The 24,081-nt window shown below is 73.1% G+C and carries 21 protein-coding genes; 13 read left to right on the top strand and 8 right to left on the bottom strand.

What is annotated here, in order from left to right:
- Window positions 1-18: 18 nt before the first annotated feature.
- On the bottom strand, window positions 19-864 hold the full coding sequence (locus CK505_RS04380) for a CoA ester lyase (RefSeq protein WP_017832649.1): 846 nt from the start codon (window positions 862-864) through the stop codon (window positions 19-21).
- A 123-nt stretch (window positions 865-987) separates the two neighbouring features.
- On the bottom strand, window positions 988-2,064 hold the full coding sequence (locus CK505_RS04375) for a glutathione S-transferase family protein (protein WP_017832650.1): 1,077 nt from the start codon (window positions 2,062-2,064) through the stop codon (window positions 988-990).
- Window positions 2,065-2,258: 194 nt separating this feature from the next.
- Here CK505_RS04375 and CK505_RS04370 point away from each other — a divergent pair, with 194 nt between their 5' ends.
- Both CK505_RS04370 and CK505_RS04365 read left to right on the top strand, forming a co-directional pair.
- Window positions 2,259-2,954 carry a hypothetical protein gene (locus CK505_RS04370; RefSeq protein ID WP_095650354.1) on the top strand — a complete coding sequence of 232 codons (696 nt, stop codon included), beginning with the start codon at window positions 2,259-2,261 and terminating at the stop codon, window positions 2,952-2,954.
- Window positions 2,955-3,012: 58 nt separating this feature from the next.
- The gene (locus CK505_RS04365; protein WP_017832652.1) at window positions 3,013-3,495 is read left to right on the top strand and encodes a MarR family winged helix-turn-helix transcriptional regulator; all 483 of its coding nucleotides are present in this window, start codon (window positions 3,013-3,015) and stop codon (window positions 3,493-3,495) included.
- Window positions 3,496-3,895: 400 nt separating this feature from the next.
- On the opposite strand, the gene catA is transcribed toward CK505_RS04365, so the two are convergent.
- The gene (catA, locus tag CK505_RS04360; protein WP_035928370.1) at window positions 3,896-4,780 is read right to left on the bottom strand and encodes a catechol 1,2-dioxygenase; all 885 of its coding nucleotides are present in this window, start codon (window positions 4,778-4,780) and stop codon (window positions 3,896-3,898) included.
- A gap of 380 nt (window positions 4,781-5,160) precedes the next feature.
- On the opposite strand from catA, the gene benA reads away from it, so the two are divergent.
- The 5 genes from benA to CK505_RS19005 all read left to right on the top strand — a co-directional run bounded on the left by benA (window position 5,161) and on the right by CK505_RS19005 (window position 12,539).
- Window positions 5,161-6,543 (top strand): benzoate 1,2-dioxygenase large subunit, encoded by a 1,383-nt coding sequence (benA, locus tag CK505_RS04355; RefSeq protein WP_095650353.1) that lies wholly within the window; start codon window positions 5,161-5,163, stop codon window positions 6,541-6,543.
- Between the two features lie 39 nt (window positions 6,544-6,582).
- Window positions 6,583-7,119 carry a benzoate 1,2-dioxygenase small subunit gene (gene benB / locus CK505_RS04350; RefSeq protein ID WP_017832655.1) on the top strand — a complete coding sequence of 179 codons (537 nt, stop codon included), beginning with the start codon at window positions 6,583-6,585 and terminating at the stop codon, window positions 7,117-7,119.
- Window positions 7,120-7,243: 124 nt separating this feature from the next.
- A complete protein-coding gene (gene benC / locus CK505_RS04345; protein ID WP_035928208.1) occupies window positions 7,244-8,818 on the top strand; it encodes a benzoate 1,2-dioxygenase electron transfer component BenC in 1,575 nt (524 codons plus the stop codon).
- A complete protein-coding gene (locus CK505_RS04340) occupies window positions 8,818-9,645 on the top strand; it encodes a 1,6-dihydroxycyclohexa-2,4-diene-1-carboxylate dehydrogenase (protein WP_035928205.1) in 828 nt (275 codons plus the stop codon). The genes benC and CK505_RS04340 overlap by 1 nt, the downstream gene beginning before the upstream one ends.
- A gap of 62 nt (window positions 9,646-9,707) precedes the next feature.
- On the top strand, window positions 9,708-12,539 hold the full coding sequence (locus CK505_RS19005) for an AAA family ATPase (protein WP_095650352.1): 2,832 nt from the start codon (window positions 9,708-9,710) through the stop codon (window positions 12,537-12,539).
- A gap of 89 nt (window positions 12,540-12,628) precedes the next feature.
- On the opposite strand, the gene catC is transcribed toward CK505_RS19005, so the two are convergent.
- From catC to CK505_RS04320, 3 genes are all read right to left on the bottom strand, one after another.
- Entirely contained in the window at window positions 12,629-12,907 is a 279-nt protein-coding gene (catC, locus tag CK505_RS04330) for a muconolactone Delta-isomerase (protein WP_017832659.1), read from the bottom strand.
- Between the two features lie 92 nt (window positions 12,908-12,999).
- Complete coding sequence (locus tag CK505_RS04325) at window positions 13,000-14,103, bottom strand: mandelate racemase/muconate lactonizing enzyme family protein (protein ID WP_035928199.1); 1,104 nt, start codon at window positions 14,101-14,103, stop codon at window positions 13,000-13,002.
- Window positions 14,100-15,035 carry a LysR substrate-binding domain-containing protein gene (locus tag CK505_RS04320; protein ID WP_035928196.1) on the bottom strand — a complete coding sequence of 312 codons (936 nt, stop codon included), beginning with the start codon at window positions 15,033-15,035 and terminating at the stop codon, window positions 14,100-14,102. Before CK505_RS04320 ends, CK505_RS04325 begins: the two co-directional genes overlap by 4 nt.
- Before the next feature lie 186 nt (window positions 15,036-15,221).
- On the opposite strand from CK505_RS04320, the gene CK505_RS04315 reads away from it, so the two are divergent.
- Window positions 15,222-15,836 (top strand): flavin reductase family protein, encoded by a 615-nt coding sequence (locus tag CK505_RS04315; RefSeq protein WP_017832662.1) that lies wholly within the window; start codon window positions 15,222-15,224, stop codon window positions 15,834-15,836.
- Window positions 15,837-15,846: 10 nt separating this feature from the next.
- On the opposite strand, the gene CK505_RS04310 is transcribed toward CK505_RS04315, so the two are convergent.
- Window positions 15,847-17,553: a long-chain-fatty-acid--CoA ligase gene (locus tag CK505_RS04310; RefSeq protein WP_095650351.1), complete on the bottom strand. Its 1,707-nt coding sequence runs from the start codon at window positions 17,551-17,553 to the stop codon at window positions 15,847-15,849.
- Between the two features lie 113 nt (window positions 17,554-17,666).
- Here CK505_RS04310 and CK505_RS04305 point away from each other — a divergent pair, with 113 nt between their 5' ends.
- The 5 genes from CK505_RS04305 (at window position 17,667) to CK505_RS04285 (ending at window position 22,677) form a co-directional block, all read left to right on the top strand.
- The gene (locus CK505_RS04305) at window positions 17,667-18,635 is read left to right on the top strand and encodes a hypothetical protein (RefSeq protein WP_017832664.1); all 969 of its coding nucleotides are present in this window, start codon (window positions 17,667-17,669) and stop codon (window positions 18,633-18,635) included.
- A 136-nt stretch (window positions 18,636-18,771) separates the two neighbouring features.
- On the top strand, window positions 18,772-19,488 hold the full coding sequence (locus CK505_RS04300; protein ID WP_017832665.1) for a response regulator transcription factor: 717 nt from the start codon (window positions 18,772-18,774) through the stop codon (window positions 19,486-19,488).
- A 33-nt stretch (window positions 19,489-19,521) separates the two neighbouring features.
- Window positions 19,522-20,817 carry a sensor histidine kinase gene (locus CK505_RS04295; RefSeq protein WP_017832666.1) on the top strand — a complete coding sequence of 432 codons (1,296 nt, stop codon included), beginning with the start codon at window positions 19,522-19,524 and terminating at the stop codon, window positions 20,815-20,817.
- Window positions 20,814-21,827 (top strand): hypothetical protein, encoded by a 1,014-nt coding sequence (locus CK505_RS04290; protein WP_017832667.1) that lies wholly within the window; start codon window positions 20,814-20,816, stop codon window positions 21,825-21,827. The genes CK505_RS04295 and CK505_RS04290 overlap by 4 nt, the downstream gene beginning before the upstream one ends.
- 130 nt (window positions 21,828-21,957) lie before the next feature.
- Window positions 21,958-22,677 carry a DNA-3-methyladenine glycosylase I gene (locus CK505_RS04285; RefSeq protein WP_095650350.1) on the top strand — a complete coding sequence of 240 codons (720 nt, stop codon included), beginning with the start codon at window positions 21,958-21,960 and terminating at the stop codon, window positions 22,675-22,677.
- Here CK505_RS04285 and CK505_RS04280 read toward each other — a convergent pair.
- The gene (locus CK505_RS04280) at window positions 22,643-23,872 is read right to left on the bottom strand and encodes an aminotransferase class I/II-fold pyridoxal phosphate-dependent enzyme (RefSeq protein WP_095650349.1); all 1,230 of its coding nucleotides are present in this window, start codon (window positions 23,870-23,872) and stop codon (window positions 22,643-22,645) included. The genes CK505_RS04285 and CK505_RS04280 overlap by 35 nt on opposite strands.
- Between the last annotated feature and the right edge of the window lie 209 nt (window positions 23,873-24,081).

Here is a 24,081-nt window from a genome sequence, read left to right as displayed (position 1 = left end):
GCCGGGCGCCCGGAGCGCTCAGCGGTTCCAGAGACCGTAGGTCTGCGCCAGCTCGGAGACCTTGCGGGCCCGGGCCAGGCGGGGCAGATAGCTGCCGTCGCCCACCACGTGCCCGGAGTCGTGCTGCGTGATGAGCTCGCGGGCCCAGGTGATCTCCTGCTCGCTCGGAGCGAGGTGGCGGTTGATCCCGTCGGTCTGCTGCGGGTCCAGGCACAGCTTGCCCGTCATGCCCATGGACTGCGTCACGGCGCACGCCTCGGCGAGGCCCTCCTCGGAGGCGCCCAGGGTCGGCCCGTCGATGGGACCGGGCAGCTCCCCCACCCGGGAGGCCACCACGAGGCTCGAGCGCGCGAACGCGAGCGCCAGGGGGTCCGCGCTGACGCCGGTGTCCCGGCGGAAGTCGCCGACCCCGAAGGCGAGCCGGAACACGCCCGGGGCGCGGGCGATGTCGTTGGCGTTCATGATCCCCACCGCCGACTCGATGAGCGCCACCACGGGGGTGCCGGCCGGGGCCATCATGGCCGTCTTGGTGATGTGGTCGGGGTGCTCCGTCTTGGCCAGCATGATCCCGCGCAGGTGGCCGACCCGGCTGAGCGCGGCGAGGTCCTGCTCCCAGTACGGCGTGGTGATGTCGTTGATCCGCACCCACGCGCTCGCCCCGGCCTCAAAGGCCTCGACGACGTTCTGCCGGGCCTGGTCCTTGCCCTCGGCGGGAATGGCGTCCTCGATGTCGAAGACCACGGAGTCCGCCTCGGAGGCGAGGGCGGCGGGGAAGACGGACGGGTCGGCGGCCGAGGTGAGCAGCCAGGAGCGGGACAGGCGGGCGGGCAGCGCGGCGGCGCGCTGGTTGCGGTAGGGGGCCACGTGAGGGTCCTTTCCGGGAGGAGGTCAGCGGGGACGGGAGGCCCCCTGGGCACCCGTCCCCGTGAACGGGCCCGGGCCGTAGGAGCTGTCCAGTCTAGGCCGCGCGCCGATCCGGCGGAACGCTCAGACGGTCAGGGGCGTGTGACGTCCGTCAACCCGCTCCTCCGGCCGGACGGGGCCCGGCGCGGTCCCCGCCCCGAAGGGCGAGCCGCCGAGGGCCTCCCGGCCGTGCGCGGACACCCAGTTGGCCAGGTCCGGGCCCACGGGCACGATCTGGTTCGGGTTGATGTCCTCGTGGACCACGAAGTAGTGCTGCTTGATCTGCTCGAAGTCCACGGTGTCGCCGAAGCCCGGCGTCTGGAAGAGGTCCCGGGCGTAGCCCCACAGGTGGGGCATCTCGGTGAGCTTGTTGCGCGAGCACTTGAAGTGCGAGTGGTAGACCGGGTCGAAGCGCACCAGGGTGGTGAACAGCCGCACGTCCGCCTCGGTGATGTGCTCCCCCATGAGGTAGCGGCGGGTCGAGAGGCGGTCCTCGAGCCAGTCCATGGCGACCCACAGCCGCTCGTAGGCCTTCTCGTGGGCGCGCTGGGAGCCGGCGAAGCCGCACCGGTAGACCCCGTTGTTGACCTCGGTGTAGACCCGCTGCATGACCTCGCGCATCTCGTCCTCGAGATCGGCCGGCCAGAGGTCGGGGGCGCCCTCGCGGTGGAAGGCGCCCCACTCCTTGGCGAGGTCCTCCGTGATCTGCGGGAAGTCGTTGGTCACCACCTGGCCGCTCGCGATCTCCACGACCGCCGGCACGGTGATGCCCCGCGGGTAGTCGGGGTAGCGGGCGAAGTACGCCTCCTGGAGCCGCTCGATGCCCAGCACCGGGTCCCTGCCGTCCGCGTCGAGGTCGAAGGTCCACGACCGGACGTCGTGGACGGGACCGGGCAGCCCCACGGAGAGGGCGTCCTCGAGCCCCAGGAGCCGTCGCACGATGAGGGTGCGGTTGGCCCAGGGGCAGGCCCGCGCGGCGACGAGCCGGTAGCGGCCGGCCTCGACGGGCCAGGCCCGCGCCCCCTCGGGCACGTCGGCGCGCGCCGGGTCGCGGACGATACGGTCCTCGATGTAGGCGGTGTCCCGGGTGAACTCCTCGCCGGGATGCACGTAGGCGCCGGCGGTGCTGTGCTCGGACCGCTGGGTGCTGCGCTGTGACATGGTGGCTCCTCGCGGTGCGGCGGGACGGGGCGCCACCGGCCGGGACGACGGTCGGCGGCGGGACGGCCGCACCTCCCGCCCCTCGGTTTTGATGATATGTCAATCACAGAGAGGGCGCCAGCGGGAGCTCGCGTCGGAGGCGAGGTCTACAGTGGAGGCGTCCGGCACCCTCACACCACGGAAACAGCCCGCCCATGAGCACCCACGGCAACGAGCCCGAGTACGGCCAGCGCCTCCCCCCGCAGCACGTCCCGCCCCGGACCGCGCCCCGGGCGGCCCGCGGGCCTGCGGCCTCGCCCCGGGCCGCCCGGCGGATGGCGCGCGGGCTCTCCTTCACCCTCGTCCTGCTGGGCCTCCTGCTCGGCGGCGGACTCGCCGCCCTGGGCCACGCGTGGGGGTGGGCGGTCGGAGCGCTGCTCGGGCTGCCCGGGCTCGCGGGCTTCGTCGTCGTCCAGGCCCAGCTGCACCCGGCCCTCCGGGACGCCTCGGTGCCCCCGCTGCGGAGCCGCTCGAAGCTGTGGCTCGTCCCCGCCGCCCTGCTGCTGCTGGGCCTCCTGCCCCTCGCCGGGGTGTTCGCTGTCCAGCCGCTGCTGGCGGGCACCACGGGTGCGCACCTGGCCGACGAGTACGTCAGCGTCCTGGTCGTCTCGGGGATGACGCTGGTCGTCGCGGCCGGCCTGGGCTTCGGACTCGTCGCCATGGCCTCGTTCACCCCGGTCGACCACGACGACTCTCCGCTGCGCCCCACCGGCTACGCCGAGCGGCTCCGGCGGCCCGCGCGCGGGCCCGGCGACCTCTACGACTCGGAGTGGATCCACCGCCGCCCGGCACGGTACGGCCGCGACGCCGGCGACCGCCCGGACCCGCCGGAGGACCCTGTCGGCGGTTGACATTTGTTGACACGTCAATTTATAGTGGGGGTTTTCCGCGCCACGAGAGGACCGCCGCATGAGCCACCCGGAGACCGACGAGGTCAACTGGCTGTCCGACGAGGAGCAGCGCGTCTGGCGCGGCTTCCTGGCCCTGAGCCGCGGCATGCAGACCGCGGTGGACCGCCAGCTGTCCCGGGACAGCGCGCTGTCCGGCTCGGAGTACGAGGTCCTCGTCCAGCTGTCCGAGAGCAGCACCGGCGTGATCCGCTCCCGCGACCTGCTCCACGAGCTCGGCTGGGAGCGCAGCCGCCTCTCCCACCTGCTCTCCCGCATGGCCCGGCGCGGGCTGCTCGAACGGCTGCCGTGCGACAGCGACGCCCGCGGCCTCGACGTGCGGATCACCCCGGAGGGGCGGCGTGCCATCGAGGCCTCCGCCCCCGGCCACCTGGAGCTCGTACGGGCGGCGCTGATCGACCACCTGACCCGGGAGGAGATGGACGCGCTGCTCTCCGTCTCCGGCAAGGTGCTCCCCCGGCTCGAGGAGCTGGGGCTGTGCTGACGCCGGGCGCCTGAGCCGCCCACCGGCCGAGGCCGTCCGCGGCCCGGAACCGCCCCGCGCAGGGGACAGGCCCTGCCGCATGGGGGGATCGGCAGGGCCTGTCAGGCATCCCGATCGGGGGAATGGGACACCAGTCGCCGGCAGGAACCATCCGGAGGCAGATGGGGGGATCACCTCCGGGCCATCGCCGACGACAGATTTACCTTAGACCCAGTGATCTGCATGAGCAAGCCGCCTGTGCGTTTTGTGTCCTCGACGGCCGCGGCGGCCCGGGAGGCGACTTCGGGCGCGCTCGGCGCCGTGGCCGGACGGCCCGGCCGGGACGCAGGAGCACCCCCGCGGGCCGAGGCCTGCGGGGGTGCTCCTGTGCGCCGCGGGCGGTGCGCCCGCGGCCGGCGTCCTACTTGGTCTGGCCCTCCTTGGCGAGGACGTAGTCGTAGACGACCTCTTCGCCCGCGCCGCCGTCGGTGCGCGGCTTCGGGTCCAGCATCAGCTCGGGCTTGACCGCCGAGGCGATGTCGTCCGCGTTGTGCGGGTCGCCGGGGAAGTACAGCTGCTGGGTGACCAGCTGGTGGCCCGGGGCCGAGACCTTGATGTGGATGTGCGCCGGGCGCCAGGCGTGCCAGCCGGCCGCACCGATGAGCTGCCCGCAGGCCCCGTCGGTGGGGATCTGGTACGGGGCCGGGCGCTTGGTGTTGATCTCGAAGTACCCGTTCTCGTCGGCCTTCACCGTGCCGCGGAAGAGCCACTCGGGCAGCTCCGGGGCGTACTGGGAGTAGAAGCCGTTGGCGTCGGCGTGCCAGATCTCCACCTGGGCGCCCTGCAGCGGGTTGCCGTCGGTGTCGGTGAACCGGCCCTTGAACAGCAGCGGGGTGCCGGGCTCGTCCTCGCGCATCTGCAGGGTCGCGGGAGTGGGCAGCACCGGGGAGTCCGGCACGTAGTAGGGGCCCTCGATGGTGCCGACGGCGCCGGGGCGCTCCTGGGAGTTGACGTCCTCGATGGTGTGCTCCAGCCACACGTCCAGGAACAGCGGCCACTCCCCGTCGGTGCCGACCTTGATCAGCCACGCCTTCAGCGCGTTGTACTCCTCGTAGGTGACCTGGTGCTCGACCGCGATGTCGTTGATCGCCTTGATCGCCGCACCGGCCAGCAGGGACACCCGCTCCTTCGGCACGTCCAGCTTCGCCAGCTTGCCCGAGGCGGTGAACCGCTCGGTCGCCTTGGACCCGGCCTCGACCGCGGTGCCCTCGTTCTCCTTGCGCGTTGCCGCGTGGGTCTCCGTCATGGTGTGCTCCACATTCCTCGTTGAACGGTGATCAGGGACGCCCCTCGTGCCCGCCGCTCCCGACGCGGCTCGCGGCCGCCGGCTCGGGCCCTCCGGCTGTGACACCGGACACGTCGACGTCTCCACCAGCCTAGGGGCGCGATCAGGACGCGACAAATATCAATTAGGCGTCTTTTCTGCACCCAATACGGCATAAACACCCCCTGGGTTAGTCCTAGGGGTTTGCCTGATGTGAGCGGAGTCACGGCGCACCAGACTGGCTCCGTACCGTCCGGCAGGAGCCGGTCGCAGACTTCGGCCCGCACGTCCCGAGCAGACGTCCCGCCCAGACATCCCGAGCAGGCAGCCCGACCAGGCAGCCCGACCAGAAGGAGCACGTCATGACCGAGAACCTGACCCACGTCCGCGAGGTCCTCTCCGACGCCGTGGTGGACGACCGCGAGAACGGGCTCATCCGGGCCAAGCGGGAGATCTTCACCGACCAGGAGATCTTCGAGCTGGAGATGAAGTACATCTTCGAGGGCAATTGGGTGTACCTGGCCCACGAGTCGCAGATCCCCAACGTGGGCGACTACTTCACCACCTACATCGGCCGCACCCCGGTGGTCATCACCCGTGACAAGGAGGAGAAGCTGAACTGCATCGTCAACGCGTGCTCCCACCGCGGTGCGATGCTCTGCCGGCGCAAGACGGACAACCGCACCACCTTCACCTGCCCCTTCCACGGGTGGACGTTCAAGAACTCCGGCGAGCTGCTCAAGGTCAAGGACGGCCGCAACGGCGGCTACCCGGAGAACTTCAACAAGGAGGGCTCGCACGACCTGACCAAGGTCGCCCGCTTCGACTCCTACCGCGGCTTCCTGTTCGGCTCCCTCAACCCGGACGTGCTGCCCCTCGGGGAGCACCTCGGCGACGCCACCACGGTGATCGACTCGATCGTGGACCAGTCCCCCGAGGGACTCGAGGTGCTGCGCGGCGCCTCGACCTACACCTACGACGGCAACTGGAAGGTCCAGGCGGAGAACGGCGCCGACGGCTACCACGTGACCTCGGTGCACTGGAACTACGCCGCGACCACGGCCCGCCGCACCGCCGGCGACTCCGCCAACAAGACCAAGGCCATGGACGCCGGCAAGTGGGGCAAGGTCAAGGGCGGGTTCTACTCCTACGAGCACGGCCACCTGCTGCTGTGGCAGGAGTGGACCAACCCGCAGGACCGCCCGCTGTGGGACCGCCGCGAGGAGCTCGTCGACAAGTACGGCGAGGAGATGGCGAACTTCATGATCAACATCTCGCGCAACCTGTGCCTGTACCCGAACGTGTACATCATGGACCAGTTCTCCTCGCAGATCCGCCACTTCCGGCCGATCTCCGCGGACCAGACCGAGGTCACCATCTACTGCATCGCCCCCAGGGGCGAGTCCCAGGAGAACCGCTCCAAGCGCATCCGCCAGTACGAGGACTTCTTCAACGCGACGGGCATGGCGACCCCGGACGACCTCGAGGAGTTCCGCTCCTGCAACAAGACCTACTGGGCCACCTCCGCCCCGTGGAACGACATGTCCCGCGGCGCCGCGCACGAGATCCAGGGCCCGGACGAGCAGGCCCAGGCCCTCGGCATGACCAAGGTCATCGCCTCCGGTGTGCGCACCGAGGACGAGGGCCTGTACCCCGTCCAGCACGGCTTCTGGAAGGACGTCATGGACAAGGGTCTGGCCGCGGAGGAGCGCGCCGCCGCGCAGTCCGCCCCCGTGACCGCCTGACCCGGACTCCCCCGAACCACAGAAAGAGTGCAGAACACCATGACCAACCTGCTGAACCCCCTGGCGGCGCTGAAGACCGCCGAGGAGATCGCGACCCTCGAGACCGTGCGCGCGTTCCTCTACAAGGAGGCACGCCTGCTGGACGACCGGCAGTTCGACGAGTGGCTCGAGTGCTACCACCCGGACTCCGAGTTCTGGATGCCGTCCTGGGACGACGACGACCGGCTGACCGAAGACCCCCAGAACGAGATCTCCCTGATCTACTACGACAACCGCGGCGGCATCGAGGACCGCGTGTTCCGCATCAAGACGGACCGCTCCTCCGCCACGTCCCTGCCGGACCCCCGCACCGGGCACAACATCACCGACGTGGAGGTCCTCGAGCACGACGGCGACCGGGTGCAGGTCCGCTTCAACTGGTTCACGCTGTACTTCCGCTACAACACGACGGACACGTACTTCGGCACCAGCTTCTACACGATCGACCTCTCGGGCGACGAGCCGCTGATCCTGAAGAAGAAGGTCGTCCTGAAGAACGACTACATCCACCACGTCGTGGACGTCTACATGATCTGACGCCGGCCGTGGCCGGTCCCGCGCCGGGGCCGGCCACGACGGACCGTCCGCACTCCGTGCTCACCGAGCACCCCCGCACTTCCCACGGGCCGCGACGACGCGGCCCCCCACCCAGGAGGAAATCATGGGCCACCAGGTAGCCCTCAGCTTCGAGGACGGCGTCACGAAGGTCGTCAAGGTCGGCGACTACGAGACCGTCCTCGACGCCGCCTACAAGGCGCGCATCAACATTCCCGCGGACTGCCGGGACGGCGCCTGCGGCACCTGCAAGGCCTTCTGCGACTCCGGCTCCTTCGACCCCGGGGACTTCATCGACGACGCCATGACCGAGGAGGAGCTCGAGAAGGGCTACCTGCTGACCTGCCAGGCCGTCCCCGAGTCCGACATGGCCATCCAGATCCCGGCGACCGCCGAGTCCGCGAAGACCTCCGCGGCCACGTACACCTCCACGCTCCAGGAGCTGGACAAGCACTCCGAGACGACGATCTCCTTCACCCTCGACGTCGAGAAGCGGGAGGACCTCGCGTTCCTGCCCGGCCAGTACGTCAACATCAAGGTGCCCGGCACCGACGCCGAGCGCTCCTACTCCTTCAGCAGCGGCCCCGAGGTGGAGGGCGCGGCCTTCATGGTCCGCATCACCCCGCAGGGCGCGATGTCCGAGTACCTGCGCGACCGCGCCCAGGTCGGCGACACCGTCGAGTTCAGCGGCCCCTACGGCTCGTTCTTCCTGCGCGAGCCCAAGCGCCCCCTGCTGCTGCTCGCCGGGGGCACCGGCCTGGCCCCGCTCCTGTCGATCCTCGAGAAGCTCGCCGAGAACCCGCCCAGCACCCCCGTGCACCTCATCTACGGCGTGACCCGCGAGGCCGACATCGTGGGCCTCGACCGGCTCCGCGCCTACGAGGCGAAGCTGCCGCACTTCACCTGGGACCACATCGCCTCCGAGGAGGGCACCTCCGCCCCCCACACCGGCTACGTCACCCAGATCATCGAGCCGGCCCACCTCAACGACGGCGACGTCGACATCTACCTGTGCGGCCCGCCCCCCATGGTCAACGCCGTCTCCGCGTGGCTGGACCGCGAGGGGATCGAGCCCGCCAACTTCTACTTCGAGCGCTTCGCGCCGAAGGAGACCACCGGCGGCGACGCCGAGACCGGCGCGCCGCCCTCCCCCGAGACGATCGCCGCCGAGGGGGACACCATGACCCGCTCCGAGGCGCTCTCCTCGCTGGAGACCGGCCGGCTGGAGTTCCGCAAGGAGGACAGCTTCGCCCACCTCGACGCCCGCATGGGCCTCGAGCTCGCCGTCACCGAGCTCGTGATGGGCCGGCTGACCGAGGAGCAGCTGGAGCAGTTCCGGCGCCTCGCCGAGGCCACCACGCGCTCCGTGGGCGCGGGCACCGTGCAGGACCCCGAGGAGTACGTGCGGACCAACGAGGAGTACCACGAGTACCTCTTCATGGTCTGCGACAACCCCACGCTGCTGGAGTCCTACCGCCGGCTCGACGTGCGCGAGCAGATGGCCGCGACCTTCGAGCGGGGCACGGAGATCTTCGCCCGGGTCGCCCAGGACCACCTGGACGTCGTCGAGGCCTTCGAGCGCAACGACAAGGAGCGCGCCCGCGAGGTCATCATGGCCCACGCCCGCGACGCCAAGCAGACCATGTCCACGGCGATCGACGCCAAGGAGGCCGGCCGCTGATGGGCGCACCGTACGCGGGACAGTTCCTCACCCCGGGCCGCTTCGCCGGCAGGGTGGCGGTCGTGACCGGCGCCGCGCAGGGCATCGGGCAGAAGGTGGCCGAGCGGATCGGCGCCGAGGGCGGCGCCGTCGTCCTCGTGGACCGCGCCGAGCTGGTGCACGACGTCGCCCGGGGCATCGTCCGCGCCGCCGAGGCCTCGGGCTCGGGCGGTGCCGCCACGTCCGTGACCGCCGACCTCGAGACCTGGGCCGGGGCCCAGCAGGCCGTCGAGGCCGCGCTCGCGGCCCACGGCCGGGTGGACGTGCTCGTCAACAACGTGGGCGGCACCATCTGGGCCCGCCCCTACGAGGAGTACGACGAGGAGAAGATCGAGAAGGAGATCCGCCGCTCGCTCTTCCCCACCCTGTGGTCCTGCCGCGCGGTGCTCCCGGCCATGCTCGAGCAGGGCTCGGGCACGATCGTCAACGTCTCCTCGGTGGCCACCCGCGGCATGCACCGGGTGCCCTACGCCGCGGCGAAGGGCGGGGTGAACGCGCTGACCCAGTCCCTGGCCATGGAGGTCGCCGGCCGCGGGATCCGCGTGGTCGCCACCGCCCCCGGCGGCACGGAGGCCCCGCCCCGCAGGGTCAAGCGCGGCCCCGAGGCCGAGAGCGCCCAGGAGCGGGCCTGGTACCAGGTGATCGTCGACCAGACCGTGGACTCCTCGTTCGTGAAGCGCTACGGCACGCTCGACGAGCAGGCCGCGCCCATCGTGTTCCTCGCCTCCGACGAGGCCTCCTACGTCACCGGCAGCGTCCTGCCGGTCGCCGGCGGGGACCTCGGCTGAGCCGTCTCCGGGCGGACGCCCGCCGCCGTGGCCGCGCCCCCTCCACGGGTAGACTCGCGGCCATGACGGCGGGCCTGCAGCACGGAGAACCCGGCGAGGAGCTCCCGCTGGTCGGGCGGGCGGCCGCGCTCGAGGAGCTCCTCGAGGTCCTGCGGACCGTGCGCAAGGGCCACGTCCGCACCGTGGTGCTCGAGGGCCCGCTGGGCTCGGGCAAGACGGCCCTGCTCGAGCTGTTCCTCGACCACTGCCGCTCCGCCGCGCGCGGCGTCCGCGTGCTCAGCGCCACCGGCGACGAGTGGGAGTCCCAGCTCGCCCTGGCCGGGTACAGCCAGCTCATGCTCGCCCCGCCCCTGCGCTCCTCCCGGGGCTTCGACGGCGAGCCCGCGCCGCCCTCGGCCCCGGTCGCGGAGCTGAGCCCCGCGCAGGCCGTGAACTACGCCGCCACCCTGAGCACCCACCTCGAGAGCCTGCAGACCCGCGGCAGCGTGGTGGTCACCGTCGACGACGCCCACCGGCTGGACGAGCAGACCCTGCGGATCCTGGTGTTCGTGATGCGCCGGATGCACGGCAAGCGGGTCATGTTCGTGCTGACCCTCGACCCGGCGCAGGCGTGGCACGTCCCGGCGGGGGTGCTGGACTTCCTCACCGGCCACCAGGTCCAGCGCCTCCCCCTCGAGCCCCTCGGGGCGGAGGAGGTCCGGGCCGCGGCCCGGCAGTTCTTCGGCCTCGACCTCGGCGCGACCGCCGCGCACCGGCTCGTCCGGCACACCGGCGGGCTCCCCCAGCAGGTGCTCGAGCTGCTGCGCGAGCTGCCCGAGGACACCTGGCACTCCTGGTTCGCGGACCTGCCGGCGAGCTCCCGGGTGCGCGCCCGCGTGCACAGCGTCCTCACCGGGGCCTCGCCCGACCTGATCCGCACGGCCGAGGCCGTCTCCGTGCTGGGGCGCAGCGCGGGCCTGTCCGAGGTGGCCCACGTCAGCGGGGTGGACGCCCTGATGGACGCCCTCGACGAGGGCCACCGCGCCGGGCTGCTGGACCTCTCCGTGGACCAGGCCCGCTCGGTCGTGCAGTTCTTCGAGCCGGGGGCCGCGGAGGCCGTCTACGGGCTGATCGTGCCGAGCCGGCGGATCGCGCTGCACCGGCGGTCCGCGACCGTGGTGCAGGAGGAGGGCGAGCGGCTCGGCCACCGCGTCTCGGCCACCCCGGGGCCCGACGAGCCGCTGGCCGTGGAGCTCGAGGCCTTCGCCGCGCGGCAGGCGATGGTGGGCGCCTGGCAGGACGTCGCCACGGCGCTGTTCTCGGCGTCCCGGCTCTCCGCGGACGCGCGCGCCCGCAACGACCGTCTGCTCCGGGCCGTGGACGCCCTGGTCGGCTCGGGCGACATCGCCCAGGCCGGCATGTGGGCGGCCGCCGTGGACGCCATGCCGTCCTCCCCGCTGCGCTCGTCGGTGCTCGGCTACCTCTCCACGGTGTCCGGGCAGAACCGCAGCGCGCAGACCCAGCTCGAGATGGCCTGGCGCACGAGCAACCGGCAGCGGGACCCCGCGGCCGCCGCGCAGATCGCCCAGCGCTTCGTGCTGCACGGCGTGGCCTCCTGGGACGGACCCGTCATCACCCGGTGGGCGGAGACCGCGATGTCCCTCACCGCCCCCGGCACCCCCGCCCACATCGAGTCCGAGGCGATCTACGGCCTGGGCCTCTTCGCCCAGGGGCGGCTGCGGGAGGCCGAGGCCTCCTACGAGCGCGCCTTCGAGCACGCGGCGGAGAACGCCCAGAAGCAGCGCGTCCAGATGGGCGCCGGGTGGCTCGCGCTGCGCGCCGACGACGTCGAGACGGCGCTCGTCAACTTCCAGGCGGCCGCCCCCACCGAGTACCGGGGCGGGTCCCTGCGGATCTCCCTGTGGGCGGAGGCCTGGCTGGCCCGCACCCAGCTGGTCCTGGGCGACTGGGACGCCGCGGCGGCCACCGTCTCCCGCGCCTCGGTGCGCCTCGAGACCTCGCAGATGCCGCTCATCCGCCCGCTCCTGTACTGGACCGCCGCGGAGCTGTGGTCGATGCGCGGGGACTGGGACCGGGCCCGCCACTACGTCTCCCAGGCCGCCGTGCAGCCGGGCACCTACCGGGCCATGCAGGTCCCGGCCAGTCTCGCGCGGGCCCGCTTCCACGAGGCCCGCGCCGACTACGAGAGCGCGCTGGGGGTGTTGCAGCCGCTGACGGACCTCGACCCGTGGACCGACGAGCGGGTCTCCTTCTGGCCGTGGCAGGACACCTACGTCAACGCCCTCGTGATGACCGACCGGCTCGAGGACGCGGACGCGTTCCTCACCACGTTCGAGCGCGTGCGCCGCGAGCGGCGGATCCCCTCCGACGACGCCCGCATCTCCTGGGCCCGGGGCCGGATCCTCGCCGCGCAGGGGGACCCGGACACGGCGCGGGAGCACTTCGAGGCGGCCCTGGGCCACCTGCGCGGGCTCAACCGCCCGTACCTGCGCGCCCGGATCAGCTTCGCCTTCGGGCAGAGCATGCGCCGTGCGGGCAAGCGGCGCCTGGCGTCCACCGTGCTGCGGACCGCGCGGGACCTCTACGACTCGCTGGGCGCCGCCACGTACGTGGAGCGCTGCGACCGCGAGCTGAAGGCCACCGGTCTCGACGTCGGGAACCTGCCGGACCCCTCCGACCCGGTGCTCGCCGCCGTGGGCCGCACCGCCGTGCAGCTCACCGCCCAGGAGCAGGCGGTGGCGGAGCTGGTCTCGGGCGGGGCCACCAACAAGGAGACCGCGCGGGCCCTGTTCCTCGCGGAGAAGACCGTCCAGTACCACCTGACGCGCATCTACGGGAAGCTGGGGATCCGCTCCCGCAGCGAGCTCGCCGCCCGCTACCGCTCCACCGACTGACCGTCCCCGGACGACCGCGAGGTGGCGGACGACGGCGACAGCCGGTGGCCGGGTCGCCGTCGTCCGCCATCTCGCGGGGCGGGCCGGTGCTACTTCACGTCGGAGGGGTGCTTGGCCAGGGGCACCACGGTGATGTCCATGTAGGGGAACAGCGGGAGGTTCTGCAGGATGTCGTGCAGCTCGTCGTGGGAGTCGACGTCGAAGACCGAGTAGTTGGCGTACTCGCCCACCACGCGCCAGATCTCGGGCCACTTCCCGGAGCGCTGCAACTCCTGCGAGTAGGCCTTCTCGGTGGCCTTGATCTCCGCGGCCTCCTCGGCGGGCATGTCGGTGGGGAGGTCGATGTCCATGTGGACCAGGTACTTCACGGTGCGTCCTTCCGTCGGGATGGGTTCTCGGGCTGAGATCTCGGGCTGGGTTCCCGGGCCGGGTCTACCGGGCCGGGTCTACCGGGCCGGGTCTACCGGTCGGTGCGGTAGCGGGTGAGCTTGTCCTCGTCCACGGCGGTGCCCACCCCGGGCACGTCCGGCACGCGGATCCGGCCGTCGGCGATGACCACGGGCTCGGCGAGGAGGTCGTCGGACATGTCCAGGAAGTTGGACAGCTCCCCGGCCCGCTTCGAGGTGTGGGCCAGGGCCGCGCCGAAGACCACGGAGGCGATCGTGCCGACCTGGGTGTCGATCTGGTTGCCCACGTAGACGTCCACCCCCATGCCCTCGGCCATGCCCACGATCTTCGCGGCCTCGGTGAAGCCGGAGCGGGCGGTCTTCACCGCCAGCAGGTTCGCCCCGCCGGTGAGGATCTCCTTTGCGGCCTCCCCCAGGTTCGGGGCGGACTCGTCGGCGGCGATGGGGATCGTCGAGCGCTCCACCAGGCGGCGGCGGCCGAGCACCTCGCGGGCGTCGTCGGGCTCCTCGAGGAACTGCAGGCCCAGGTCGGCCGTGCGGCGCAGCACCTCCATGGCCTCGTTGGCGGACCAGCCGCGGTTGGCGTCCATGTAGAGCTCGGCGTCCTCGCCCAGGCCCTCGCGCAGCACGGCCGCGGCCTCGACGTCGAGGCCGATCGGGTGCCGGCCGGTCTTGAGCTTGAACGTGGTGATGCCGTAGGTCTCGCGGAACCGAAGGGCGAGGTCCAGCAGCTCCTGGGCCGGCTTGAAGCCCAGCATGTGGGAGACCCGCATGGAGTCGGTGAACCCGCCCAGCAGTCTGGTCACCGGCTGCCCGAGGAACTGGCCGATGACGTCCCACAGGGCGATGTCCACGGCGCCCTTGGCGGTCTGGTTGTGGACGGTGCGGGCCAGCACGGCCTGGACCTTCTCGCGGTCGAGGACGTCCAGGCCCACCAGCTGCGGGGCGAAGAGGTCCTCGACGACGGCCACGATGGACTTCTGGGTCTCGCCGTAGGTGTAGGGCCGCGGCGGGGTGTCGGCGGTGCCCACGATCCCGTCGTCGGTGGTGATCCGCACCAGCACGTGGTCCGCCTCGTGGACGGCGCCCGAGGCGAAGTGCAGCGGGTGGACGTAGGGGATCGAGTAGGGGATCGCCTCGACGGTCGCGATCTTCATGGGCGGGCGGGCCTTTCCTGGGCGGGCGGGACGGGCGTGCCGCCGGGGGACCCGGGGGCGGCCTGGACGTCGACGACGAGGTCGATGAAGTTGTGCAGGAGCGCGGAGCGGTCCTCGCGCCGCCACGCGACGGCGAGCTCGATCTGCGGCGAGTGCTCGATGTCGCGGTAGACGACGCCCTCGAGCTGGAAGGCGCGCACCCCGGCGGGCACCACGGCCACCCCGCCGCCGGCGGCCACGAAGGACAGCAGCGTGGACGTCTCCCCCGCCACCTGGGCGATCCGGGGCTGGAAGCCGGCCTGGCGGCAGAGGTCCGCGGCGGTGCGGTAGAGCACGGAGTCGGGCGGGTAGGTGATGAACTCCTGGTCCTGCAGCTCGTGCACGGCCACGGGCAGGTCCACGGCGAGGGCGCTGAAGGAGGGCAGCGCCACCACGAGCGGCTCGCGGGCGACCACCCGGTACTCGACGTCCGCAGAGGCCACGGGCGGGCGCAGGAGGGCGGCGTCGAGGGTGTGCTCCCGCAGCCCCTCCTCCATGGCGGGGGTCAGCATCTCGCCGTGCAGCGCCAGGGACAGCCCGGGCATCGTCTCCTTCGCCCAGCGCACGACCCGCGGCATCACCCCGTAGGTGGCCGAGCCGGAGAAGCCGACCCGCAGCACGCCTGTGGCCCCCTGCCCCACCTGGTAGACGTCGGCCTTGAGGGCCTCGATCTCGTTGATGATCCGCCGCCCCCGGTCCAGGAGCACCTGGCCGGCGGCGGTGAGGTCCACCCGCCGGGTGGTCCGGTCCAGCAGCCGCACGCCGAGCTGCTCCTCGAGCTGGCGGATCTGCTGGGACAGCGGCGGCTGGGCCATGTGCAGGCGCTTGGCGGCGCGGCCGAAGTGGCGCTCCTCGGCCACGGCGATGAAGTAGTTGAGCTGCCGGATCTCCATCGTGGCACCTGGCCCTTCCGCTCGGTCGGAGGGGTCGTCGTCGACCGCCACCCGTCGTATTGATCCACAGAGTACACCCAAAATGCTCCATTAGGACATCGGTGACCTCTAATCGACTCCGCTGCCGCCGTGCACCCCGGGGCCGCGCCCTGTGCCCCCGGCCCGTCGAGGTGGTGCAATGGGCCCATGCGCACCGACATCACCGCCGACCGGCACGGCTCCTTCGCCCGGGCGGTCAAGTCCCTCGTGGTCCCCCGCCCCATCGCGTGGGTCAGCTCCCGCTCGGCCGCAGGCGTCGACAACCTGGCCCCGCACTCGTTCTTCACGGTCGCCTCGGAGAACCCCACGATCGTCCAGTTCGTCTCGGTCGGCGAGAAGGACAGCCTCCGCAACATCCGGCAGACCGGGGAGTTCGTGGTCAGCTTCGCGCCCGAGGGGCTGTTCGAGCGGATCAACGCGACCAGCACCGACTACCCTCCCGAGATCAGCGAGTTCGACGCCGTGGGCCTGACCCGTGAGCCCTCGCTCACCGTGGCCGTCCCCCGCGTGGCCGAGTCCCCCGCCGCCATCGAGTGCCGGCTGCACACGGACCCCATCCCCGTGGGCAACTGCTTCCTGGTCCTCGGCGAGGTCACGCACGTGGTCGTGGACGAGGAGGACATGGACGAGCGGGGCCCGGTCGTGCGGACGCTGCGCCCGATCGCGCGGCTCGGGCGCGACGAGTGGGGCGAGCTGGGCCGGATCCGGTCGATCCGGCGGGTCCCCTACCGGGACGTCGCCCCGGAGGCGGACCTGCCCTGAGCGCCCGGGCTCAGAGCCGCACGCCCGTGCGCCGCAGCTGCTCGCGGACCTCCCGGCGCTGGATCTTGCCGAGCATCGTGCGCGGGAGCTCCTCCACGGCCACGATCCGCCGGGGGACCTTGTAGCGGGCCAGGCCCGCCCAGCAGTGCTCGCGCAGGGCCGCCTCGTCGAGCTCGGCGCCCGGCACGAGGGTCACGGCGGCGACGACCACCTCGCTGCCGCTGGGGTCGGCGAGCCCCACCACCGCGGCGTCCGCCACGGCGCGGTGCCGGCGCAGCGTGTCCTCGACCTCGCTGGGGGCCACGTTGAACCCTCCGGTGATCACGACCTCCTTGAGCCGGTCGACCACCTGCAGGAACCCGTCCTCGTCGACGGTGACGATGTCGCCGGTGCGCAGCCACCCGTCGTCCGTGAGCGTCCGGGCGGTCTCGTCGGGGCGCTTCCAGTACCCCTGGAAGACCTGCGGGCCCCGCACCCAGAGCTCCCCGGGGTGTTCCGGGGGGACGTCCTCGAGGGTGTCCGGGTCGACGAGCCGGATGTCGGTGGACGGGAACGGGATCCCGATGGAGCCCGCCCGGCGGGAGTCGTTGAGCGGGTTGCAGGCCACCAGCGGGGAGCACTCGGTCAGCCCGTAGCCCTCGATCAGGATCCCCCCGGTGGCCCGCTCCCACTGCTCCACGAGCGGGACCGGCAGGCTCATGGCCCCGGAGACGGCCACCGGGATGCCGCGCAGGTCCACGCCCTGCTCCGGTGCGGCGTCGAGGAGCTTCTGGTACACCGGCGGCACCGCGGGCAGCACCGTGGGGCGGGCGCGCTTCATCGCCCCGAGGATCAGGTCCGCGCGCACGGTCGGGAAGAGCACGAGCCGCGCGCCGAGGGACATCGCGAACGTCACGCCCAGGGTCAGGCCGAAGGCGTGGAAGAGCGGCAGCACGCCGTGCACCACCTCGCGCTCGCCGGAGCCGAGCCAGTGCCGGCCCATGAGGGCGTTGGACTCGAGGTTGCGGTGCGTGAGCATCGCCCCCTTGGGCAGCCCGGTGGTGCCGGAGGTGTACTGCAGCAGCGCGAGGTCGTGCGCGGCGGGCCGCGGGTGCTCCGCGGCGATCGGGGCGGAGGCCAGCAGCTCCCGCCAGGGGATCGTGCCCGGGGCGGGGCCGGTGAGCTGCGCGCGGGAGGCGCGTGCGCCCGGCAGCGGCAGGCGCAGGGCCAGCCGCTTCGGCCGCGGCATCGCGGCGGTGATGTCCACGGACACGACCGCGTCGACCCGCAGGTCCGCGGGCAGGGAGCGCACCCGCTCGGCCGCCCGGTCCCAGACGATCGCCACGCGCGCCCCGTGGTCCTCGAACTGGTGGCGCAGCTCCGGGGCCGTGTAGAGCGGGTTGTGCTCGACGACGACGGCCCCCAGGCGCAGCACCGCGTAGAACGCCACGACGTGCTGCGGGCAGTTGGGCAGGACGATCGCGACCCGGTCGCCGCGGCCCACGCCCAGCCGGCGCAGGCCCTCGGCCGCGCGGTCGACCTGCCGGCCCAGGGCGGCGTAGGAGGTCGTGGCCCCGAAGAACTCGAGCGCGGTGCTCGCGCCGTGGCGGGCGACGGAGCGCTCGAGCATGTGCACCAGGGACGTCTCCGGCAGGTCCAGGTCCGCGGGGACGCCCGGGTCGTAGCTGGCGGTCCAGGGGCGGGCACGCAGGAACTCGCGGACGGTGTCGACAGGCATGGTCCCGACCCTACTCGGCGGCGGCGCCCGGCCGCCCGGCCGCGGCGACACCCCGTGCCGGACGGGACGGCTCACCGGGCCCGGTCCGGGAACCGGCCGTAGACTCCGGTGCCATGACGCCCTCCTCGACCCCCGGCCCGCCCTCCCCCGACGACCCGACGCCCTGGTCGGACACCGGTCCGCACGACTCCCCGGACGCCACCCGGCCGCTGCCCCCGGTCAGCCGGTTCGCCGCCCCGGCCGGCGGCGGCTCGCCGCACGACGCCCCCGAGGGGGGCGCCGGGAGCGGCGGGACCGAGGACTGGTCCTGGTACGACGACGAGGACGACCAGCACACCCGGCCGCTGCCGGCGGTGACCGCCCAGCGCCCGGTGCCGGAGGACCCGCGGCCGCGCACGGACCCGACGCCCGCGGTCGGGGCCCCCGGCGCCGCGGCCGGCTACGGCCCCGCGCCCGGCTACGGCGCCGGACCCGACGGCCCGTTCTCCGGCGACCCGTCCTCCGGCGTCCCGGTCGACGCCGCGACCCGTCTCGCCCGGCAGCGGGAGGAGTTCGGGGGCCTCCAGCTGGTGCCCGGCTTCTTCGGCTGGCTCAGCGCCATGGCCCTGTCCTGGCTGCTGCTGGCCCTGGCGGGCCTGACCGCGGCCGCGCTGGGGCTGCGCCTCGTGGACGGGGTCGGCGGCGTGGTGGACGACCTCGCCGCCGGGTCCGCGGCGGCCTGGACGGGCGCGGCCGCCCTCGGCCTGGTCGAGTTCATCGCGTTCCTGGGCGGCGGCTACGCCGCGGGCCGGATGGCGCGGTTCTCCGGGGCGCGGCAGGGCGTGTCCGTGTGGCTGTGGTCCCTGTTCGGCCGCTCCGTGGCCACCGTCGCGGGACTGGTGTGGGCCGACACCGTCGGCCTGGCGCCCGTGGGCGTCTCGGCCCAGGCGCTGATCGGCGACCTGCTGGTCCCGGGCCTGCTCGCGGTCCTCGCCGTGCTCGCCGTCGACCTGCTCGCGGCGGTGCTCGGCGGGCTGTGGGGCGTCCGCTACCACCGCAGGGTCGATCGCTGGGGGGACGGACCGGAGGACCGGGCCCGGTAACTTTGCGTCCCGGCACCGTGTCGGGTTCGCATCCGACCACCAAAGAGGGGACAATCGGAGCACCTCGGTGAGATCCGTCACCCCCACGCGGAAATCTGCGGACCGGCCCACCGAGCAGCACCCGGAGGAAACACCCATGCCGTCCACCCTTGTCGCCGTCGTCGATGACCACGAGGTCGTCCGGGAGGGCGTCCGCCTCGTCTCCATGACCTCGCAGGCGGACGTGAAGCTCGTCGGATCGGCCTCCAGCGTCCCCGGACTCCTCGACCAGCTGGGCCGGGACCCCGAGAACCCCGCCCTCACCGCCCAGGGCGCCAAGCGGATCGAGTGCGAGGTCGTGCTCCTGGACCTGTCCCTCGACGACATGTCCCGACCCGCCACCAACGTGGAGCTGCTGCGCGCCGCCGGCATGAAGGTGCTCATCTTCAGCATCGGCGAGAACGCCGCGCTGATCCGCGAGGCGCTGCGGGCCGGCGCGCTGGGCCTGGTGCGCAAGTCGGACCCGCTCGAGCACGCGATCGAGGAGGCCCGCAACATCGCCGAGGGCAAGCCGGTGATCACCAAGGAGCTCGCCGCCGCGATCGACGGGGACGTGGAGTTCTCCCGGGCCAGCCTCTCCCCGCGGGAGCAGGAGACCCTGCGGCTCTACGCCTCCGGCTTCGCCCAGGTCCAGGTCGCACGCCGGATGGGCATCAAGCAGAGCGCCGTCAAGACCAACATCGACCGCATCCGGGAGAAGTACGCGCGCGTCGGACGCCCGGCGCCCACCAAGATCGACCTGCGCATCCGGGCGATCGAGGACGGCCTGGTCGAGCCCACGGCGGACATCACCACGGCGGAGAAGCATCTGTGATCCGCCCCTCGCCCCGGTGAGGGCCGCCGCTCCGTGAGCCACGCCGCGCACCGGCCCCCGCTCGCCTACCGGAAGGTCCCCGCCCGGCGGCGCCGCAGCAGCCTCCTGGTGCCGACCTCGCCGCAGGAGCTGGGGATGAACTCCTACCGCATCCACCTGCTCGCGAACATCTGCCACGGGCTGGTCGTCGTCGCGCTGTTCCTGGAGGCCCTCACCATCGTCGAGGACCAGCTGCGCGCCTTCGAACGGTGGCACCTGGTGTTCCTGCTGGCCCTCCTGGTCAACGGCGGCGCGATGCTCCTCCAGGGCGCCAGGCGGCAGGTGCGGATGTGGCCGGTGCTCGCGGCCCCGGTGCTCGTGGCCCTCACCGTCCTGACCCTCCCGCTCGCTTGGACGGGCGCCGCTCCGCCGCAGGACCCGTGGGTGGAGCCGTTCATCCTGCTCGCGGCCGCCGCCACCGTGGTCGCGTGGAGCATCGAGCTGGCAGTCGCGTACCTGGCGTCCGTCACGGTCTTCTACGTCCTGGTCATGGTGCGCACCACGGAGTCGGCGGACGTGATGGGCGTGCTGTTCGACGCCACGAGCCGGATCGCGTTCGGCGTGGTCCTCGTGGTGCTGATCAGCCTGGTCTACAAGGGCGGGCAGAACGCGGACCAGGTGTACGCGGCCGCGATCGCGCAGGAGCTGCAGCTGAACCGCTCGCGCTCGCAGGCCGAGGAGCAGGAGCGGCTGGACCGCCTCATCCACGACAACGTCATGGCCGCCCTGCTGGACGCCGGACGGGCCCCGGGCCCCGTCCAGCGGCGCACCCGGGAGCTGGCCCAGCGGGCCCTCGAGGTCCTCGCCTTCGAGGAGCGCCGCGCCGAGGGCAAGGGCACCACCATGGTGCACACCCTGCTCGACGACCTCCTCGAGTCCCTGTCCCCGTGGCGCAACCGGGTGCGCTTCAACAGCATCACCCCCTACATCAGGCCCCCCGGCCAGCCGCGCCCGCTCATCCCCGTGGAGACGGCGCAGGCGCTCGTGCAGGCGGTCACCGAGGCGGTCTCCAACAGCGCCCGCCACGCCGGCACCGAGGTCACCTTCGTGACCATGGACGGCGGCGTGTGCCCGCCCACCCCCCTCAACCCCGAGGGCTTCTTCCTTCGCTTCCAGGTGGTGGACCGCGGCCGCGGCTTCCAGGTCCGCAGCATCGACTCCCGGCGGCTCGGGGTGCGCGTGTCCATCCTGGGCAACGTGCGCCACGTGGGCGGCGCGGTGGACGTCGACAGCGCACCGGGACGCGGCACCCGCGTCACGATCCTCTGGCCCCGGGACGCGCAGCCGTGATCTCCCGCACCCTCTTCCATCCCCTGAGCCTGGTCGCCGCCACGGTGTTCTTCCTGATCCCCGTGGTGCTCGGGATCCTGCAGACGCCCAGCATGGACAAGCCGGACCTCATGCAGGCCGCGCTCGTGACCTACGTGGTCGCGGTGGCGCTGGTCGTCTACCCGTACCGGCAGCGCCGGCTGCCCGATCTGCCCGCGGCCCTGGGCGTGCTCCTCATGCTGGTGTCGATCCAGCGCTCCTACGACGCCCTGAACCCCCAGGCGGAGCTGTTCGGCGGGCAGTGGTTCACCCTGGGCTTCGACGGCTTCCTCGTGGTCCTGGGCATCCGGCGCCGCGCGGGGTGGGGCTGGGCCACGCTCGTCATCGCGGTCGCCGTGTCCATGACGTGGGGCGCCCGCTCCGCCCTGGGCCTCTGGGACGCGGCGCTGACGAACGCCGCGGCGGCGGCCCTGCTGCTCGCGAGCCAGCTCATCGCCCGGGAGTACGACCGGGCCTCCGCCGCGTTCGCCGAGGCCCGGGACATGGTGATCTCGGCGCGCTCCCACGACGAGGCGGAGCAGGACACGGTCAACGCCTCCGTGCAGCGCGTGCACGAGGTGCGCCGCCTCGCGGGCGGGCTGCTCGAGCGGATCGCGCACGACCCCTCCCCCGTCTCCGAGTACGAGATCGAACAGTTCCGCCTCACCGAGGCGCAGCTGCGGGACTCCATCCGGGGCCGGTCGATCGCCACCCCCTACCTGCTCGAGGTCACGCGGGCGGCGCGGGCCCGGGGCGTGCTGGTGGACATCCTGGACGAGCGCGGCAGGCCCCTGCCCACGGCGGTGCTGCGCGCGGCCACCCGCCAGGCCATGGAGGTGCTCAACGCCGCGACCTCGGGGTCGGTCACGATCCGCGCCTTCCCGGAGGGAGAGCCCGCCGCGGTGTTCATCGTCCACGACGGCAACGCCGGGGACGAGGAGCCCGTGGCCATCGAGATCGCCGACGGCACCGGTGCGGTCTCCCGGTTCTGACCGGCTCCACCGCCCGCGGTGCGGGCACCCGCACTGCACCCGGTCGTCCGGCGCCCCGGACACCGGCGGCACCGTCCACAGGGAGCCGCGTGCCTGCGGTCCGCCGGCCCGGCGTTCCTACCGTGGTCCCATGGACACCGCCTCCGCCGGGCACGGCCCGCACCCCGCCGACGACCGCTCCCGCGGCACCCACGACCGCCCCGGCGACCGCCCGCCCGACACCGCCCTCCGGGACGGTGGCGTCCGCTACCCCGACGACGCCTTCCGCGCCGTGCTCTGCGGGGACGGCCTGCGCCGCTGCCCCTGGGCGCCCACGGGCCCGGCCGCCCTCGAGGAGCACGACCGGCGCTGGGGCGCACGGCCCGCGGACTCCTCCGGCTGGTTCGAGGCCCTCGGCCTGGAGATCTTCCAGGCGGGCCTGGCCCGCTGGAGCATCGCCCAGCGGCGGGAGGGCCTGCGCCGGGCGCTGCGGGACTTCGTCCCCGAGGAGATCGCCCGGATGACCGAGGACGACGTCGACGAGCTGCTCCTGGATCCCGCGGTCATCCGCAACCGGGTCAAGATCGAGGCCGTGGTGCACAACGCGCGCGCCTGCCGCGGACTCGGTCTCGAGGACTGGGCGGAGCACGTCCGGGATCTTCGCCCGGCCGCCGCCGAGCCGCCCCTGACCGTCCTGGAAGAGTCGCGCCGCTCCCCTGAGGGGGACCGGCTGGCCGCCCGGCTCAAGGTGCAGGGACTCGTGTTCGTGGGGCGCACCACCGCGCACCGGTTCCTGCTCCGCACCGGGGTGCTCCCCGGGCACCTGGCCGGGTGCTTCAGGGACGGGACTGGAACCGGAGGATCCGGGTGAGGGCCTCATCCACCCGGTCGGGCCCCGCGGCGAAGGACAGCCGCACCGCGCGGTGGCCGCGCGCGGCGTCGAAGTCCAGGCCCGGGACGACCGCCACGGCCTCCGCCTCCAGCAGCCGCCGGCACCACTCCAGGGAGCTGCCGTGCCGCTCGAGCTGCTCCCCGAGGTCGGCGTAGAGGTAGAACGCCCCGTCCGCCGGCGCGACCTCGCCCCACCGGAGCGCCGGGAGCGCGTCCAGGAGCAGGCTCCGGGAGCGCGCGAACTGCTCGACCGCCCGGTCCGCCTCGGCGTAGGCGTCAGGGGTGAAGGCCTCCACGGCGGCGTGCTGCGCGGCGGCGGGCGGGCAGAGGCTCAGGTTGCCGGCCAGCGCGTCGACCGCGGCCGCGAGGTCCCGGGGCAGCAGGGCCCACCCCAGCCGCCACCCCGTCATCCCCCAGTACTTGGAGAAGGAGGAGATCACCACGGCGTCGCGGTCGTGCTCCCACGCGCTGGTGCCCCGGTACGGCCCGCCGTCGCGGGGCGCGCCGCCCTCCGGGGCGGTGTGCACGATCCCGTGGTAGATCTCGTCGCTGATCAGGCGCGTCCCGTGCTCGGCGCACCACCGGGCCAGCGCCGCCAGCTCCCCGGGCTCCAGCACGGTGCCGGTCGGGTTCGCCGGGCCCGCCACCACCAGTCCCTGCAGGGGCCCGTGCTCGGCGACCGCGGCGTCGAGCATCCCGGGCGTGGGCTGGAAGCGGGTCGCCGCCCCGCAGTCGAGCTCGACCACCTCGGCGCCCAGGGCGGCCAGGGTGTTGCGGTAGGCGGGGTAGCCCGGCCGGCACACCGCCACCCGGTCCCCCGCGTCGAACGCCGCCAGGAAGGTGAGCACGAGCGCCCCGGAGGCCCCCGTGGTGATCGCGACGTCCTCGGGACGGACGTCGAGCCCGTACCACCGGGCGTAGTGGCCGGCCACCGCCCGGCGCAGCGGCTCGATCCCGAGGGCGGGGGTGTAGCCCAGCCCCTCGTTGCGGGCGTGCACCCGGGCGGCCGCCCGCGCGACGGGACCCGGGGCGCCGCCGGAGGGCTCCCCCGCGCAGAGGGAGACGACGTCCCGGCCGGCGGCGCGCAGGCGCTCGACGTCGGCGAGGATCTCCATCACCCGGAACGGCGGCACCGCCGAGCGTGCGGAGGGACGGGGCGGCAGGTGCGCAGGCATGCGCCCAGCCTACGGCCGCCGCGGTCCGGCGCGATCGCGGTCATGCCCCGTCATGCGCACATCGGGGGACAGACTTTTGTCCAGACCTCCGCAATACTGGACCCAGTCCTGGACGTCAGGAGGCCGCACTGAGGCGGTCCTCCGGGCGTGGGGGGACAGGTCTCCGGCAGCAGTGCCGGGGGCCGACGGGCAGGTTGCCACCGCGGCCG

This window comes from Kocuria sp. WN036 (assembly GCF_002287015.1).
Classification (GTDB): Bacteria; Actinomycetota; Actinomycetes; order Actinomycetales; family Micrococcaceae; genus Kocuria; species Kocuria rosea.
Note: the sequence above shows the minus strand (reverse complement) of the source record. Positions and strands in the feature narration are given on the sequence as shown.

Coding starts and splice junctions, on each gene's coding strand:
- CK505_RS04375 (WP_017832650.1), bottom strand. CDS start 2,064: ATGTCACAGCGCAGCACCCAGCGGTCCGAGCACAGCACCGCCGGCGCC.
- CK505_RS04370 (WP_095650354.1), top strand. CDS start 2,259: ATGAGCACCCACGGCAACGAGCCCGAGTACGGCCAGCGCCTCCCCCCG.
- CK505_RS04365 (WP_017832652.1), top strand. CDS start 3,013: ATGAGCCACCCGGAGACCGACGAGGTCAACTGGCTGTCCGACGAGGAG.
- catA (WP_035928370.1), bottom strand. CDS start 4,780: ATGACGGAGACCCACGCGGCAACGCGCAAGGAGAACGAGGGCACCGCG.
- benA (WP_095650353.1), top strand. CDS start 5,161: ATGACCGAGAACCTGACCCACGTCCGCGAGGTCCTCTCCGACGCCGTG.
- benB (WP_017832655.1), top strand. CDS start 6,583: ATGACCAACCTGCTGAACCCCCTGGCGGCGCTGAAGACCGCCGAGGAG.
- benC (WP_035928208.1), top strand. CDS start 7,244: ATGGGCCACCAGGTAGCCCTCAGCTTCGAGGACGGCGTCACGAAGGTC.
- CK505_RS04340 (WP_035928205.1), top strand. CDS start 8,818: ATGGGCGCACCGTACGCGGGACAGTTCCTCACCCCGGGCCGCTTCGCC.
- CK505_RS19005 (WP_095650352.1), top strand. CDS start 9,708: ATGACGGCGGGCCTGCAGCACGGAGAACCCGGCGAGGAGCTCCCGCTG.
- CK505_RS04325 (WP_035928199.1), bottom strand. CDS start 14,103: ATGAAGATCGCGACCGTCGAGGCGATCCCCTACTCGATCCCCTACGTC.
- CK505_RS04320 (WP_035928196.1), bottom strand. CDS start 15,035: ATGGAGATCCGGCAGCTCAACTACTTCATCGCCGTGGCCGAGGAGCGC.
- CK505_RS04315 (WP_017832662.1), top strand. CDS start 15,222: ATGCGCACCGACATCACCGCCGACCGGCACGGCTCCTTCGCCCGGGCG.
- CK505_RS04310 (WP_095650351.1), bottom strand. CDS start 17,553: ATGCCTGTCGACACCGTCCGCGAGTTCCTGCGTGCCCGCCCCTGGACC.
- CK505_RS04305 (WP_017832664.1), top strand. CDS start 17,667: ATGACGCCCTCCTCGACCCCCGGCCCGCCCTCCCCCGACGACCCGACG.
- CK505_RS04300 (WP_017832665.1), top strand. CDS start 18,772: ATGCCGTCCACCCTTGTCGCCGTCGTCGATGACCACGAGGTCGTCCGG.
- CK505_RS04285 (WP_095650350.1), top strand. CDS start 21,958: ATGGACACCGCCTCCGCCGGGCACGGCCCGCACCCCGCCGACGACCGC.
- CK505_RS04280 (WP_095650349.1), bottom strand. CDS start 23,872: ATGCCTGCGCACCTGCCGCCCCGTCCCTCCGCACGCTCGGCGGTGCCG.